The following is a 13,516-nucleotide window of genomic DNA, read 5'->3' on the forward strand; positions in this document are numbered from 1 at the left end:
ATCCTACATTTGCCATTACTCAACAAAGTTATTGCTTGGCAACAACTTTACTATTTTTTTCAAACTCTCCATATTACACAAAAATCAGGATTAACATTATTAGAAGGATTCGAGTATGTATTAAAAACACTAAAACATCCCGTTTATCATGATGCTATTCATTCTGTATATCAAAAAATTCAGCGAGGTATTTCTTTTAGCGAAAGTATAAAAAGAGAAAAACTATTTCCATATCTATGCTTGCAATTTATTACTGCCGGAGAATTATCAGGCAATTTAACATTATTTTTAGAAAAACTAGCTAACTGGTATCAAGATAATCTGCTTAACTATGTTAATAATAAGATAAAATTAATTGAACCAATGCTAATACTAATACTCGCAGTTGTAATTACTGGATTATTATTCACTATGTATTTGCCGATTTTTAATTTAGGTAATATTATTTCTTAAGTAAACAATGTAACAATAAAATAAAAATATTATTATGTTCAAACCCGTTATGATAAAGCTAAAAAAATTAACGGCCTTTACTTGGAATTTGCCCTTTAAATTTATTGAAAGAGAGGATGCATGAGCTATATTGTTGCTCTGACGGGCGGGATCGGAAGCGGAAAAAGCACCGTTTCAGATAAATTTGCATCCTTAGGAGTGCCTATTATTGATGCAGACGTCATTTCAAGGCAAATTGTTATGCCTAATACTTATGCCTTAAACATGATAAAACAACATTTTGGTCCAACTTTTCTCAATAACGATGGCTCTTTAAATCGCGCTAAGTTAAGAAAAAAAATATTTAGCGATTCGATAGAAAAAAACTGGTTAAATGATTTGCTTCATCCGTTAATACAGCAAGAAACACAACGTCAGTTAACTTTACTTGACTCCCCTTATGTAGTTTGGGTTGTTCCGTTATTAATTGAAAATAATTTAGCACACCTTGCTAACCGAGTGTTAGTCATAGACGTAACACCAGAAGAACAGATAGCTCGTATAATAAAGCGTGACAGAATTAGTCAGCAAGAAGCAAAAAATATTTTATCTAACCAAGTTAGCCGAACAAGGCGCTTACAAAAAGCCGATGATATAATTAATAATCACGATAACAACTTAACACTTGATGAAACTATAGCGAAATTACATCAAAAATACTTGCAATTAGCTATGAATGCTTCTCAGGAAACACATAATGAGTAATACTATTTCTACCATTATTTATGAACATCCATTAAATGAGAAAATGCGCTCTTGGCTGCGCATGGAGTGTTTACTTCAGCAGCTTATTGACTTGAAAAACATCAACTCATTAGCTACGGGATTAGCTTTTTTTCGTGCCGTTTCCGAATTAATCGAAGTATTAGATCGTAGCGATATACGTGCAGACATTATTAAAGAATTAGATAAACAAAAAAATAAACTTAATCAATGGTGCAGTGATCCTAATGCAGATAAAACATTGATTAAAAATCTTCTAAGAGAATTGCAAGAAAATCTCACATTATTAAGAGAAGCGCCACGTATTGGTCAGCACTTACGGCAAGATAAAGTTATTAGTATTGCTCGCCAGCGTTTAAGTATACCCGGAGGTTGTTGTAGCTTTGATTTACCGGCCTTACATTTATGGTTAAATACTCATAAAAAAGAAATTGAGACTAGAATTAACTTTTGGATTGATGGCATCCTTCCATTACGTTCTGCTTTAAATATGCTATTAAATTTGATCCGTAAGTCTAATACATTCACCAATCAAAAAAGTTATAATGGCTTCTATCAAGGTAGTGTAGAAAATGCTGATCTGATCCGAATAAAATTACCGATAAATTTATCGTTATATCCTCAGATTTCTGGACATAAAACACGTTTTGCAATCCGCTTCTTACATGAAGACAGTGAAAATGGTATTGTACCCGATGAATTACCATTTAAATTAGCCTGTTGTTAGGAGCCATTATGCCAGATAAGCTCACGGTAAAATGTCCAACTTGTCATAAAATTGTTATTTGGCAAGAGAGTAGTCCTTATCGTCCTTTTTGCAGTAAACGTTGTCGATTAATCGATCTTGGTGAATGGGCTGGTGAAGAAAAAAGGATCTCAAGTCAACGAAATATTTCTGAAATAGATGATTGGAGTGAAATCTCCGATGATCCTCACATTAAAAAATAAATTTAAAAATTAAAAACACTATGCGCTTATCTACATCATTACATCACTCTTACGTACAATGATTTGATGAACTTATTTATTTTAACTTATCTGTGAGATAAGCATCTCAAATCACATTATTGATTAACATATCAACAATTACTTGGTTAGCAGGTGGAAATTCTTCAGCTACCAGTAATTTTTGTAAAAGCCAACGTGAAGATTGGCCTTCTTTTCCATAAGGCTGGCAATCCCATTGATCCACAAGAAAAAAATGCAACGTTATTTTACGATCTGGAAATTCATGTTCAACAACCTGCAACAATTGACTGTTAATAACATCTATCCCAATTTCTTCTTTAAGCTCACGCAACAAAGCTTCTACCGGTGTTTCACCAACTTCTAATTTACCACCAGGAAATTCCCAAAAACCACCCATATGTGAATTAGCTGCCCGTTGGGTAATAAATATTTCTTGTTGTGCATTTCTAATAATACCAACAGCGATCTGTAATTGTTTTTTTTCCATAAAATAATTTAATTACTTTTTAAGTTGTACAGTAAAAGAGCGGATAGATTCTCCGCTCTTATTTTTAATTGTTTAAACAACTGAAATCTAACCTAAGCTACCATGACAATGCTTATATTTTTTACCTGAGCCACATGGACAAGGTTCATTGCGACCAATTTTTTGGCCTTGAGCCGCCATTTGGGCTTCCGTTTTTGACATCAATGATTCATTTTCAATTTCATGGCTAAGGCGCTGCTTTTTCATAAGACGTTCAGCCTCGTCACGTCTTTGCTGATCAAGTAAAGCAACTTCTTCTGGTAATCGAACTTCTACTTTGCTTAATGTACTAATTACTTCATATTTTAGAGTTTCTAACATATTTGCAAACATACCAAAAGATTCACGCTTATATTCCTGTTTTGGATCTCTTTGGGCATAACCTCGTAAATGAATACCCTGGCGCAAATAATCCATTGCAGCCAAATGCTCTTTCCATAATGTATCAAGAGTTTGTAGCATGATGCCCTTCTCAAAATTACGCATCATTTCGCTCCCAACAATTTCCTCTTTTTCCTTATAAGCTGCAATCGTTTTTTCTAGAATACGTTCACGCAAGGTTTCTTCATGTAATTCCGGTTCTTTATCCAACCACTCCTGAATAGGTAATTCTAAACTAAAATCACTGCTTAACCGCTTTTGCAGACCATCAATATCCCACATTTCTTCCAAAGATTGGGGAGAAATGTAAGCATTAATAGTTGCGGTTATAATATCTTCACGAATACTATCAATTGTTTCACTAACATCACCACCGTCTAATAGATCATTGCGCTGTGAATAGATAGCTCGACGCTGATCGTTAGCAACATCATCATATTCTAAAAGTTGTTTTCGAATATCAAAGTTACGGCTTTCAACCTTACGCTGTGCATTGGCAATGGCTTTTGTTACCCAAGGATGTTCAATCGCTTCACCTGGTTTCATACCCAATTTACGCATCATGCCTGCCACTCGATCAGAGGCAAAAATACGCATCAACGAATCTTCCATTGAAAGATAAAAACGGGATGAACCGGGATCACCTTGGCGTCCAGAGCGTCCGCGTAATTGGTTATCAATACGGCGAGATTCATGGCGTTCAGTACCAATGATATGCAAACCCCCAGCAGCAATTACCGCCTCATGACGCTTTTGCCATGCTGTCTTGATTTTATCAATTTGCTCCTGGCTAGCATCCTCAAGTTTATTGATTTCTGCCTGCCAACTGCCTCCTAATACAATATCTGTACCTCGGCCTGCCATATTAGTGGCAATAGTCACTGAACCTGCCTGCCCTGCTTCAGCAATAATATCTGCTTCCATCTCATGAAACTTAGCATTTAAAACATTATGCGCAATTTTAGCTTTAGTGAGTTCCCGAGAAATTAGCTCTGATTTTTCTATTGAAATAGTACCTACTAATACGGGTTGGCCTCTGCTAGTGCATTCTCGAATATCATCGATAATGGCAGCAAATTTGTCCGCTTCAGTCATATAAACTAAATCAGGTAAATCATTACGTATCATCGGACGATTAGTTGGAATAACAATGGTATCCAATTTATAGATAGATCTAAATTCAAAAGCTTCGGTATCAGCGGTACCGGTCATACCCGCGAGTTTTTCATATAGCCGAAAATAATTTTGGAAGGTAATTGATGCTAATGTCTGATTCTCATTTTGGATTTCAACACCTTCTTTTGCCTCAACGGCTTGATGCAATCCATCTGACCAACGACGTCCTTCCATTGTGCGTCCAGTATGTTCATCAACAATAATAATCTGGCCATCTTTAACAATATAATCTACGTCTCGGCTGAAAAGTGCATGAGCACGAAGGGCTGCCATAACATGATGCATAAGCATAATATTAGCTGGAGAATAAAGTGACTCGCCCTCTTCCATTAAATTGGCTTTTGCTAATAATTGTTCAATTAATTCTAAACCGCGTTCTGTCAAGGTAACTTGACGCGATTTCTCATCAACAGAAAAATGCCCTTCACCTTGAAAAGTATCTGAATCTTCTTTTTCTTGCTGCTTAAGATGAGGAATTAATTTATCCACTTTCTTATAAAGATCTGAACTATCTTCCGCTGGTCCTGAGATAATCAATGGGGTACGAGCTTCATCAATTAAAATAGAATCAACCTCATCGACTAATGCATAATGCAGTTTACGCTGCACACGCTCTTCTGGACTAAAAGCCATATTGTCACGCAGATAATCAAAACCATATTCATTGTTAGTCCCATAGGTAATATCCGCGGCGTAGGCTTCACGCTTCATTGTCGCAGGCATACCTGGTAAATTAATGCCAACGGTCATACAAAGAAATTCAAACAGTAGTCGATTATTTTCTGCGTCACGCTTAGCCAAATAGTCGTTTACAGTTACAATATGAACACCCTTACCCGATAAAGCATTTAAATATGCAGGTAATGTGGATGTTAATGTCTTACCTTCACCAGTACGCATCTCTGCAATACAGCGCTCATTAAGTACCATACCACCTAGCAACTGAACATCAAAATGCCGCATATTAAACACACGTTTACTGGCTTCGCGAACGGTTGCAAACGCCTCAGGGATCAAATCATCTAATGTTGCTCCTGATTTAAGGCGCTGCCGAAATTCATCAGTCTTGGCTTTAAGTTCTTGGTCGGAAAATTTTTCAAATTCAGGCTCTAACTTATTAATAATATCAACAAATTTACCTAAACGACGTAAAGTACGATCATTACGACTACCAAAAATTTTTGTTAGTAACTTAGTTAACATAAATATTTTTTCTCAATTAAGGCGGTGCTCTTATTAAAATCCGCCTATATTATTTGGTTTCAACCAATATAATTAATATATTTAGTTGAACAACGGTTGCTATAAAAATCAACAAAAGTCTATGAAATTCGTGTTAAGGTCCAGCCCGAATACCCTGACCCCAGGCAACCCATAGCGCAGTTTGGTAGGCAATGTGATAAGAAGATTGTGTTAATGAATTGGTGAAATTTTGCTCATTAGGATAAAAAACACTCAAATTAACCATAGAATAAAGAGTGTCGAGCATATTATAAAGTGAGATTGGTTTGTTACGCGCACTTAAATTGGCATCCAATTGCTTTTTGGTCTCATGAGCTGAGAAAACAAAAGTTAGTTGGCGGATCATATTTCGTAAAGCATGCTGATGCCAATAATTTGCACCGCAATTATAAAAAATACGATACTTACTGACTGCCAGTAGATGATCTAATGCTAAATTTTGCTGATAATGTGGTAATAATTGGCTAGTATATGACATATTTTCAGTCACTTTTGCCAAAGTTGTGGGTATGCCAATACTGGCCGTTACAATACCTAATAGCAAATGCGGCCAAAAATATCGTTTACCAAAATGTCGCCAAAGATCTAATATATTCATTGAATATCATATAATATAAGACTTGGAGTAAAAAAATGCGCGATAGTTATCCCCAATCTCTAAATATTTTGTTAAAAGAAAACAACTTTGATTCAAATACCTTACAAACTATTCAACAGCGCGCACAGGCATTAATTAAACTCAATAATACTGTTATCAGCCTACTTCCTGTTGAATTAAAAGCTTGGTGTCGAGTCGCTAATTATCGTCAACATATTCTCATTCTAGAAGTTACCAATGCTAGCCGAAAAACACGATTAAGCTATGAACTTCCTACGCTACTTTCAACATTACGTAACACTATTTTACCATCTTTATCTTCAATCAACATAATGATTAATCCATCATTATCATCTAAAAATTCAGAAAATTGCTTATCAATTCAGCAAATAGCTATAAAACCATCAAAACAGATAATAAGTAAACTAAGCAAGGAGAGTGCAAAGACAATTCGTAACCTGGCAAAAAGAAGTCCAAAAAAACTAAAGGAAAAATTAGAGCAGCTAGCTGCATTGGCCGGAGAGAGTACCAAAGCAACTAGCAATAAAGATTAATTTTGAGTAAAAAACATCAACGAAAGTAATGTAAGAGAGACAATAGTCCATTGATGTATCATTGATAGAATATCCTGCTTAAAATAATATATCTCAGATTATTATTGTCGAAGGTGTTTTAAATGCAACAGGCATTTCAGATTCATCTTCGAACGTTACCATATCCCAAGCAGATTCAGCTGCTAAAACAGCTTGCAATAATTTATTATTCAATGCATGGCCTGATTTATACGCGGTAAAAGCACCAATGATATTATGACCACACATAAATAAATCACCAATAGCATCTAGCATTTTATGACGCACAAATTCATCCTCAAAACGCAAGCCATCTTCATTTAATACGCGATAATCATCAACAACAATCGCACAATCAAAGCTACCACCTAAACATAACCCTTTAGATTGTAAGTATTCAATATCGCGCATGAAGCCAAAGGTACGCGCACGACTAATATCTCTAACAAAAGATTTTGCCGAAAAATCTAGTTTATAACGTTGAGTACTACTATTAATAGCAGGATGATTGAAATCGATAGTGAAATCTAAGCTAAATCCGTTATAAGGCGCTAGCTCAGCCCATTTATCACCATCTGTAACTCGGACATTTTCTTTAATACGAAGAAATTTCTTGGCACTGTTTAACTCTTCAATACCTGCATCTAACAATAAAAATACAAAAGGTGCAGCACTACCATCCATTATCGGGATTTCTGGTGCATCTACCTCAATGATAATATTGTCAATTCCTAGCCCTGCTAATGCAGCATTCAGATGTTCTACCGTTGAAATACGTACATCATCTTCATTGACCAAGCAGGTACATAGCATGGTATCACGTACTGATTTTGCCTCAGCCGGGAAATCAACCGGTGGATTTAAATCTGTACGGCGGTAGATGACCCCGGTATTTGCCGGTGCTGGACGCAATGCTAAAGTGACTTTCTTGCCAGTATGTAAACCGACGCCCGTCGCTTGAACAATACGTTTTAGTGTCCTTTGTTTGATCATCGTTTTTTCTCACATCGTTAACTGTCTTGCTAACCCTCACTCCAGGATTAGCAAGATATTCTAGCACAAAAAGCAGAGAAACCAATCAATTGTTAACTAATCAGCCTGTTTTCTTAAAAAAGCTGGAATATCGAGATAGTCCGGCTCCTTGTTTGACGGCATATTTTGTTCATTCACCACTTTAGCCGCAGTTTTTTCCTCCGTTAACGGAGTCATACCTGGCATTGTGCCTTGCATCTGTTGATAACGCTGCTCTAGCGATGATTTTTGGGCTGTTTTATTAGTCACCAATGTGATTTCTGGCCGCTTATCCATACCAATTCCTGTGGCAACCACGGTCACACGTAACTCATCATTCATTTCAGGATCCAGTGAAGTACCGATAACAACCGTTGCATTATCCGAAGCAAAGGCACGAATGGTATTACCCACTGTTTCAAATTCATCAAGCCGTAAATCAAAACCTGCAGTAATATTAACTAATACACCACGAGCGCCTGATAAATCGATATCTTCCAATAAAGGACTAGAAATTGCCATTTCTGCCGCTTCTTCAGCGCGATCTTCACCGCGTGCCACGCCAGAGCCCATCATGGCATAACCCATTTCAGACATGACGGTACGAACATCCGCAAAATCCACATTCATTAAACCAGGACGAGTAATAAGCTCAGCAATACCTTGAACCGCACCTTTTAGCACATCATTTGCCGCACCGAATGCATCAAGCAAAGAAATACCACGTCCTAGCACTTTTAATAATTTATCATTCGGAATAGTAATCAACGAATCAACATGCTTAGACAGCTCTGAGATCCCTGTTTCAGCAAATGCCATGCGTTTTTTACCTTCAAAATTAAAAGGTTTGGTCACAACCGCTACCGTCAGGATACCAAGCTCTTTAGCAACTTCGGCCACAACAGGGGCTGCACCGGTGCCCGTACCACCACCCATACCAGCAGCAATAAAGACCATATCTGCCCCATCAAGCGCATTGCGCAAGGCTTCACGATCTTCTTCAGCGGCATTACGGCCAACTTCAGGATTTGCTCCTGCTCCCAAGCCTTTTGTAATACCATTGCCGATCTGAATAGTTTGTCCTACTGCTGTTTTACGTAATGCCTGAGCATCCGTATTAACAGCAAAGAATTCAACACCTTCGATGCGTTCACGCACCATGTGTTCAACGGCATTGCCACCGCCACCGCCAACGCCGATGACTTTAATCACCGCGTCATTGGTTAATTCCATTGGTTCAAACATAATCTCTCTCCGTTTTGTGCCTTATATAGAAGCGAAGATTTGCTTCTTACAAAATTAAAATTCTTTTCTCAGCCAGCTAGTGATTTTATGAAACCAACTACTCACTGATGTACGCTTATCCATTTCGGCTTCATTCCCAAGATGAGTCTGTTTGCCGTAATGCAGGAGCCCGACAGCTGTGGAGTAATAAGGCTCCTGTGCATAGTCCGTTAAACCAGTTATATTTAATGGCTTACCGATGCGTACCTGAGTATGAAATACTCTTTGGGCACATTCGACTAGACCATCAATTTGAGCACCGCCTCCTGTTAAGACAATACCCGCCGCCAGATGATGTTTAACACCTTGCTGACGTAATTGTTCTTGCAATTTCAAAATCTCGTCATTTACTAAGTTTAGCAACTCTGTGTAACGTGGCTCGATAACTTCCGCTAATGTTTGACGTTGTAAACTTCTTGGCGGCCGACCACCTACACTGGGTACCTCAACATTTTCGTCTTTACTAACAATAGTACCTAATGCGCAACCATGGCGAACTTTTATTGTTTCCGCATCGCTGGGGGGAGTACCAAATGCATACGCAATATCACTAGTGACGACATTACCTGCATAGGGGATAACCTTGGTATGACGCAGTGCACCACCAGTATAAACAGCTATATCCATGGTTCCACCACCAATATCGACGACACATACCCCCAATTCACGCTCATCTTCCGTTAAAACGGAATAACTTGATGCTAAACCAGCAAATATCAATTGATCTACTTTTAAACCACAGCGTTCAACTGCTTTGACAATATTTTTGGCCATATCATTATGGCAAGTAATCAGATGTACCTTGGCTTGCATACGTACACCTGAAAGTCCGACCGGATTTTTAATACCTTCTTGATAATCAATAGCATACTCTTGTGGAATAACGTGTAAAATTCTATGTTCATCACGAACCCGGACAGATTTAGCTGTATGAACAACGCTATCTACGTCATCTTGAGTAACTTCATCCTCAGAAATAGGCACCATACCTATTTCATTCTGGCAACTAACATGCTTACCAGAAAGCGCCAGATATACCGATGATATTTGGCAATCAGCCATCAATTCAGCTTGATCAATAGCTCGCTGCACACATTTAACGACAGATTCCAAATCATTTACGCCACCTTTATCCATCCCTCGAGATGGACAATTGCCGACACCAATAATATTTACCATTCCATCAGGCAGAATTTCACCAACTAGCGCAGAAACCTTGGAAGTTCCAATTTCAAGACCAACTACTAATTTTCTGTCCGTCGTTTTAATCATCGTTAATTTGCCTGTATCTGATCAATCAGCAGTCTCAAACTCTTTCAACTCAGTGTGTGGTAGATTCGGCTAAAAGTGGTAACCAACCTACTGCTGCACCGCTACCATATCGCAAATCTATATATCCAATACGTTTATCTGTCACTTGTTTTAATAGTGGATAAAGTTCAACAAAACGGTTTAATCGCTCTTTAATATCCTGTTTACCAATATTCAATCGAATATCATTGGCTAAAACTAATTGCCACGCGCGTCGTGCCGTCATCGATACTGATTTAATACTAAAATTATGTGGCGCCAGTTGCTGTTGCATTACTCGATACATCTCTAATACCTCATGCTGGCTAGCTTGTGGACCATATAACATCAGGAAATTACCTTTAACATTTAGTAATGCTGGTAAGCTAAAAACTGAGCCTTCTGCATTGATAAAAAAAGTATCATTCCATTTGGCATAAGGTTTATATTCTACTAGATGAATTTTTAGTTCATCCGGCCATTGTTTACGTACCGTAACTTGTCTTATCCACGGCATGGTTTTTATTTGATTCTGGATCGCATTCACATCTATAGTCATAAATGTACCCGGCATACCCAGTGCCAATATTGCTTTTCTAACATTATCATCACGGGTGTAATGGCGTTCGCCAGTGATCACCAGCTTGGAAATCGGTAATCGATTGACATCTTTCATCCAATTTAACACCATCCACCCACTCCATATAATAGTACCCAATACTATCAAGAAGAAAATAACGCCTGCCAAATAAGAACCATTACTTCGGCCACCATCGTTCCGATGCTCTTTAGACTCTTTATTCCGAACGTTCAGTGATGCCTGCGGCATATCAGTCCGCCAATTCCAAAATCTTTTTAACTAGCTGTGAAAAAGTCATTCCGGCTTGTTTCGCAGCCATGGGTACCAAACTATGACCGGTCATTCCCGGTGAGGTATTAATTTCTAGTAAATAAAAAATACCATTATTATCTCTCATGACATCAACACGCCCCCAACCAGTACAACCAACCGCCTTATAAGCTGCTAACGCTAATTCATTCAATTGCTCTTCTTCTTCAGCTTTTAACCCACTAGGACAGAAATATTGTGTCTCATTAGAGAGATATTTTGCATCATAATCATAAAAAACGCCTACTGGTTGAATACGAATTGAAGGCAGTACCTGCTCGCCGACAATTGCCACCGTATATTCGGGCCCATTTAGCAATTTCTCAATCAGCACCTGTTTGTCATAACGAAAAGCAAACTCTAGCGCTATTCTTAATTCAGACAAAGTGGTTACTTTACTCATACCAACGCTTGAACCTTCAAGGCTTGGTTTTACAATAAGCGGTAAACCCAAATGACAAACTGACTCAAAAAGCATTTCATCTGACAAGATGGCTAACTGTTGTTTGTCTAGTGCAATATAGGGTGCAATCGGCAAACCTATACCCGCCCATAACTGTTTAGTACGTAACTTATCCATTGAAAGTGATGAAGCTAGAACACCACTGCCGGTATAGGGTAAGCCTAAAAATTCTAACACCCCTTGCACCGTCCCATCTTCACCACCGCGACCATGTAAGGCAATAAAAACTTTATTATAACCGGCTTCTTTTAATTTGATGACAGCAAAATCTTTAATATCAACTGGATACGCATCTATTCCAGCATCACGTAGGCCATTCACTACTGCTTCACCCGATTGCAGTGACACCTCTCTTTCGGCCGAATTTCCGCCCAAAAGCACGGCAACTTTATCAGCCATGATACTTTTCCTCACTGGTTGATAGTGGCCGTAAATTTGTATCAGCCAAATTACGTGCTATTTTGCCGATATTCCCAGCTCCCTGTATAAGTATCAGGTCGTTATCTTCTATAATTTTTGCTAATGTTTCACTAATTTGGTCATGCTCTGCGACAAAAATAGGATCTAATTTGCCTCGATTGCGAATTGTCCGACATAATGATCGACTATCAGCACCAAGGATAGGTTCCTCTCCTGCCGGATAGACATCTAACATGACCAATACATCTACCTGTTCTAAAATATTGGCAAAATCATCATACAAATCACGCGTACGCGTATATCTGTGAGGTTGAAAAACCATCACGATACGTTTATCTGGCCATCCTTCTTTTGCTGCTTTAATAGTAGCATCAACTTCTGTTGGATGATGACCATAATCATCCACCAGCATAACGCTACCTTTTTTACCATTAACATCAGTTAAAGGAAAATTGCCTAACAAATCAAAACGGCGCCCCGTTCCTTGAAATTTTTTTAATGCCGTTAAAATAGCTCTATCATCAATACCTTCTTCGGTTGCTACCGCAATAGCCGCAGTCGCATTTAATGCATTATGACGCCCTGGTGCATTCAAGATGAAAGCTAAATCTGCTCGATTTTCGCGCGCTACCGTAAAGAAACCTTGATTGCCTCGTTGCCTATAAGATGTAATGCGGACATCTGCGTCATCACTAAAGCCGTAAGTAGTTATATAACGACCTATTTGCGGTAGCAGCGAACGCACCACCGGATCATCAATACATAATACTACCCGACCATAAAATGGCAGATTATGGAGGAAACTGATGAAAGTCTGTTTTAATTTTTCAAAATCACCATCATAAGTTTCCATGTGATCTGCTTCAATATTTGTTATAACAGCGACTAGCGGTTGCAAATGTAAGAAAGAGGCATCACTCTCATCGGCTTCTGCAATCAAATAGCGGCTAGTACCTAAGCGCGCATGTACCCCTGCCGCTTTCACCAGTCCACCATTGATAAACGTCGGATCTAACCCTGCCTGGGCATAAATACTGGCAATCATCGCGGTGGTAGTCGTTTTGCCATGAGTTCCTGCGATAGCAATTCCATGACGAAAACGCATCAATTCCGCCAACATTTCAGCGCGTCGAATGACTGGAATACGAGCTTCCCGTGCTGCAATAATTTCTGGATTATCCGCTGCTATTGCGGTAGAGACGACAACAACGCAAGCATTTGCTACATTTTCTGGCCGGTGATTAAAATAAATTTTTGCCCCAAGCTCTATTAATTGCTCAGTAACCGTGTTAGGCAACAAATCAGAACCGCTAATTTCATAACCCTCGTTAGCCAATACTTCAGCAATACCACCCATGCCAGCACCACCAATGCCAACAAAATGGATATGCTTAACCCGACGCATTTCGGGCACTGTTGCTCTTAATTTGGCTAATTGTTGTGTATTCACTATATTCTCTTCACTATTTTCTATCGCTGA

At 38.5% G+C, this 13,516-nt stretch carries 14 protein-coding genes; 5 read left to right on the forward strand and 9 right to left on the reverse strand.

Translation table 11 applies throughout. The features are described from left to right. Positions 1-9 precede the first annotated feature (9 nt). The 4 genes from LDL57_RS12050 (at position 10) to yacG (ending at position 2,163) form a co-directional block, all read left to right on the forward strand. Positions 10-453: a type II secretion system F family protein gene (locus LDL57_RS12050; protein ID WP_180558742.1), complete on the forward strand. Its 444-nt coding sequence runs from the start codon at positions 10-12 to the stop codon at positions 451-453. Between the two features lie 120 nt (positions 454-573). Beyond that, positions 574-1,197, forward strand: a complete 624-nt coding sequence (coaE, locus tag LDL57_RS12055) for a dephospho-CoA kinase (RefSeq protein WP_180558741.1) — start codon at positions 574-576, stop codon at positions 1,195-1,197. After that, positions 1,190-1,942 carry a cell division protein ZapD gene (gene zapD, locus LDL57_RS12060; RefSeq protein WP_180558740.1) on the forward strand — a complete coding sequence of 251 codons (753 nt, stop codon included), beginning with the start codon at positions 1,190-1,192 and terminating at the stop codon, positions 1,940-1,942. Before coaE ends, zapD begins: the two co-directional genes overlap by 8 nt. An 8-nt stretch (positions 1,943-1,950) precedes the next feature. Further along, positions 1,951-2,163 (forward strand): DNA gyrase inhibitor YacG, encoded by a 213-nt coding sequence (gene yacG / locus LDL57_RS12065; RefSeq protein WP_180558739.1) that lies wholly within the window; start codon positions 1,951-1,953, stop codon positions 2,161-2,163. A gap of 106 nt (positions 2,164-2,269) precedes the next feature. Here yacG and mutT read toward each other — a convergent pair whose 3' ends face one another. The 3 genes from mutT to secM form a co-directional block, all read right to left on the reverse strand. After that, positions 2,270-2,671 carry an 8-oxo-dGTP diphosphatase MutT gene (mutT, locus tag LDL57_RS12070; protein ID WP_180558738.1) on the reverse strand — a complete coding sequence of 134 codons (402 nt, stop codon included), beginning with the start codon at positions 2,669-2,671 and terminating at the stop codon, positions 2,270-2,272. 87 nt (positions 2,672-2,758) lie between these two features. Continuing rightward, the gene (gene secA, locus LDL57_RS12075; protein ID WP_180558737.1) at positions 2,759-5,470 is read right to left on the reverse strand and encodes a preprotein translocase subunit SecA; all 2,712 of its coding nucleotides are present in this window, start codon (positions 5,468-5,470) and stop codon (positions 2,759-2,761) included. Positions 5,471-5,603: 133 nt separating this feature from the next. Beyond that, a complete protein-coding gene (gene secM / locus LDL57_RS12080; RefSeq protein ID WP_180558736.1) occupies positions 5,604-6,107 on the reverse strand; it encodes a secA translation cis-regulator SecM in 504 nt (167 codons plus the stop codon). Positions 6,108-6,142: 35 nt separating this feature from the next. Between secM and LDL57_RS12085 the strand changes: the two genes are divergently transcribed. Next, the gene (locus tag LDL57_RS12085; RefSeq protein ID WP_180558735.1) at positions 6,143-6,661 is read left to right on the forward strand and encodes a DUF721 domain-containing protein; all 519 of its coding nucleotides are present in this window, start codon (positions 6,143-6,145) and stop codon (positions 6,659-6,661) included. Between the two features lie 93 nt (positions 6,662-6,754). Here the strand turns inward: LDL57_RS12085 and lpxC are convergent, their stop codons facing one another. From lpxC to murC, 6 genes are all read right to left on the reverse strand, one after another. Further along, a complete protein-coding gene (lpxC, locus tag LDL57_RS12090; protein ID WP_180558734.1) occupies positions 6,755-7,672 on the reverse strand; it encodes a UDP-3-O-acyl-N-acetylglucosamine deacetylase in 918 nt (305 codons plus the stop codon). A 96-nt stretch (positions 7,673-7,768) separates the two neighbouring features. Next, on the reverse strand, positions 7,769-8,935 hold the full coding sequence (ftsZ, locus tag LDL57_RS12095; protein WP_180558733.1) for a cell division protein FtsZ: 1,167 nt from the start codon (positions 8,933-8,935) through the stop codon (positions 7,769-7,771). 54 nt (positions 8,936-8,989) lie between these two features. After that, positions 8,990-10,246, reverse strand: coding sequence for a cell division protein FtsA (gene ftsA, locus LDL57_RS12100; protein WP_180558732.1), 1,257 nt, complete (start codon positions 10,244-10,246; stop codon positions 8,990-8,992). A 49-nt stretch (positions 10,247-10,295) separates the two neighbouring features. Continuing rightward, positions 10,296-11,093, reverse strand: a complete 798-nt coding sequence (gene ftsQ / locus LDL57_RS12105) for a cell division protein FtsQ (protein ID WP_180558731.1) — start codon at positions 11,091-11,093, stop codon at positions 10,296-10,298. 1 nt (position 11,094) lies between these two features. Then, on the reverse strand, positions 11,095-12,015 hold the full coding sequence (locus LDL57_RS12110; RefSeq protein ID WP_180558730.1) for a D-alanine--D-alanine ligase: 921 nt from the start codon (positions 12,013-12,015) through the stop codon (positions 11,095-11,097). Next, positions 12,008-13,486, reverse strand: a complete 1,479-nt coding sequence (murC, locus tag LDL57_RS12115; RefSeq protein ID WP_180558729.1) for a UDP-N-acetylmuramate--L-alanine ligase — start codon at positions 13,484-13,486, stop codon at positions 12,008-12,010. Before murC ends, LDL57_RS12110 begins: the two co-directional genes overlap by 8 nt. Between the last annotated feature and the right edge of the window lie 30 nt (positions 13,487-13,516).

The organism is Arsenophonus apicola, assembly GCF_020268605.1.
Taxonomy (GTDB): domain Bacteria; phylum Pseudomonadota; class Gammaproteobacteria; order Enterobacterales; family Enterobacteriaceae; genus Arsenophonus; species Arsenophonus apicola.

Bases quoted from the DNA above. Each gene is read 5' to 3' on its own strand.
- mutT (WP_180558738.1), bottom strand. From the start codon at position 2,671: ATGGAAAAAAAACAATTACAGATCGCTGTTGGTATTATTAGAAATGCA.
- coaE (WP_180558741.1), top strand. From the start codon at position 574: ATGAGCTATATTGTTGCTCTGACGGGCGGGATCGGAAGCGGAAAAAGC.
- secA (WP_180558737.1), bottom strand. From the start codon at position 5,470: ATGTTAACTAAGTTACTAACAAAAATTTTTGGTAGTCGTAATGATCGT.
- zapD (WP_180558740.1), top strand. From the start codon at position 1,190: ATGAGTAATACTATTTCTACCATTATTTATGAACATCCATTAAATGAG.
- lpxC (WP_180558734.1), bottom strand. From the start codon at position 7,672: ATGATCAAACAAAGGACACTAAAACGTATTGTTCAAGCGACGGGCGTC.
- secM (WP_180558736.1), bottom strand. From the start codon at position 6,107: ATGAATATATTAGATCTTTGGCGACATTTTGGTAAACGATATTTTTGG.
- LDL57_RS12110 (WP_180558730.1), bottom strand. From the start codon at position 12,015: ATGGCTGATAAAGTTGCCGTGCTTTTGGGCGGAAATTCGGCCGAAAGA.
- ftsQ (WP_180558731.1), bottom strand. From the start codon at position 11,093: ATGCCGCAGGCATCACTGAACGTTCGGAATAAAGAGTCTAAAGAGCAT.
- ftsZ (WP_180558733.1), bottom strand. From the start codon at position 8,935: ATGTTTGAACCAATGGAATTAACCAATGACGCGGTGATTAAAGTCATC.
- ftsA (WP_180558732.1), bottom strand. From the start codon at position 10,246: ATGATTAAAACGACGGACAGAAAATTAGTAGTTGGTCTTGAAATTGGA.
- LDL57_RS12085 (WP_180558735.1), top strand. From the start codon at position 6,143: ATGCGCGATAGTTATCCCCAATCTCTAAATATTTTGTTAAAAGAAAAC.
- yacG (WP_180558739.1), top strand. From the start codon at position 1,951: ATGCCAGATAAGCTCACGGTAAAATGTCCAACTTGTCATAAAATTGTT.